Genomic DNA, 1,927 nt, shown 5'->3' on the forward strand with positions numbered 1-1,927 from the left:
GCCGTAACCCCCTAGCTGCCATACTCCGACCTTTACCTCCACCAGAGGTACAAGTACCAAACTCTCAAACAGATCCTTCATCAGAATCAGCACCTGCAGGTTTGGAAGTAAGACAGGGAAACTATCCAATTAGCAGAGCAGAAGCTAATGCAATGTTGCAAGAGTTAAATAATCTCTTGGGTAGATTTGAAAGTGCTTTGGTTGCAGCTAAGTCAGCAAATGTGGAAGTGAATTTGTCAGCAGATCAAGGTAGTTTGGTAGCTACCAATAGCGATCGTAGTACATTTGTTGCTCAAAGAAATCGACAAATAAGTGATGCTCAACAAATAGTCGAACAAGCACGCTTGACAATTCAAAGGTTCCCCCAACAGGTGGCATCCAAACAATATGCTACTGCTAGAAATCAATGGCTACAAACAAGGCAAATGTTGTGGCAGAATTATCCCACTGATGGAGAAAGAGCAGGAGCTGAGATTAGAGCTGTGTGGTTAGACAGGGGTACAATTGTTAGAGCGCGATCGGAACGTGGTTTGGCAATGGTATTTGACCGACTTGCTGCTGCTGGTATTAATACTGTTTTCTTTGAAACTTTGAATGCTGGTTACACAATTTATCCCAGTAATGTTGCTCCCAGACAGAATCCTTTGACAATTTCCTGGGACCCCCTTGAGTCTGCTGTTAAGTTGGCTCGGGAGCGGAATATGGAGATACACGCTTGGATTTGGGCGTTTGCAACGGGGAATAAGGCCCATAATCGCGCTCTTGGTCAGCCAGATAGTTATTTGGGTCCGGTGATTTCGGCTCATCCTGATTGGGTGATGACAGATAACAAGGGTCGGAAAAGACACCCTTCTGATGGCAAGGTTTATATGGACCCTGCTAATCCTTATGTTCGGCAATATCTGCTGAGGATAATAGATGAAATTGCTAGTCGTTATCAGGTTGATGGGATTCAACTTGACTATATTCGCTATCCTTTTCAAAATCCTGGTCGGAATTTTTCTTATGGTTACAGCACCATAGCTCGCCAACAGTTTCAGCGGTTGCATGGTGTGGACCCGATGAAGATTTCTTCACGCGATCGCCAAAATAGGTGGAAGTGGACTGAGTTTAAGATTAATCAAGTCAATAGCTTTGTTGCGGATACTTCCAGATTTCTCAAACAGAAATATCCAAGGATGATTTTGTCGGCGGCGGTGTTTCCTTTTCCACGCCATGAGCGGTTTGATAAAATTCAGCAAGATTGGGAAAGTTGGGTTCTCAGGGGTGATATTGATTTGCTTACTCCGATGACTTATGCTTTGGATACGAATCGTTTCCAGCAAATTACGCAACCGCTGACAAATACGCGAGTATTAGGTAGTACTTTGATAACGCCAGCAGTTAAGCTTTTGAATATTCCTGAAATTGTAGCGGTTGACCAAATTCAAGCGGCGAGGGATTTGCCTACAGGGGGTTACATTATTTTTGCTGCTGAAAGAATTACTGGGGGGTTACATGGATTTTTGACTCGTACTCAGGGAGGACCGGAAACTGGGAATAATAACAGAGCTTCATTGAATACTTTTGCGAACCCTTCCCATGTTGTGGAAGGTCCTATTCCTTATCGGCAACCGTTTGCAGCAGCAGCAGATCGTTTTCAAGCTTTGAAAAAGGAATGGAGTTTTTTGTTAGCAAATGAGCAACTTTCTATGAGGAAGTCTGAGCTTGAGAGTTGGCGGAATAAAGCTGAGGAATTGGCAGCAGATTTGAATCAATTGGCTGAAAATCCGGATAATAGTAGTTTGAAGAAAGCTAGAAATAGTTTGAGAAGATTTCAGTTACAGTTTAGGAGTTCTATGAATGTTCATGGGAGGGAAAATGCTTATCAAGTTCAGACTTGGCAAAATCGTTTAGCTGCTTTGGAAATGTTGTTAAATTATGGCGA

At 43.0% G+C, this 1,927-nt stretch carries 1 protein-coding gene; it reads left to right on the top strand.

Annotation, left to right across the window (positions count from 1 at the left end; translation table 11 throughout):
- Positions 1-1,927: glycoside hydrolase family 10-like protein (locus AC3DU7_RS27925; RefSeq protein ID WP_488042518.1), on the top strand; the 1,927-nt coding region annotated here is incomplete at both ends.

It is taken from the genome of Okeania sp. (genome assembly GCF_983059655.1).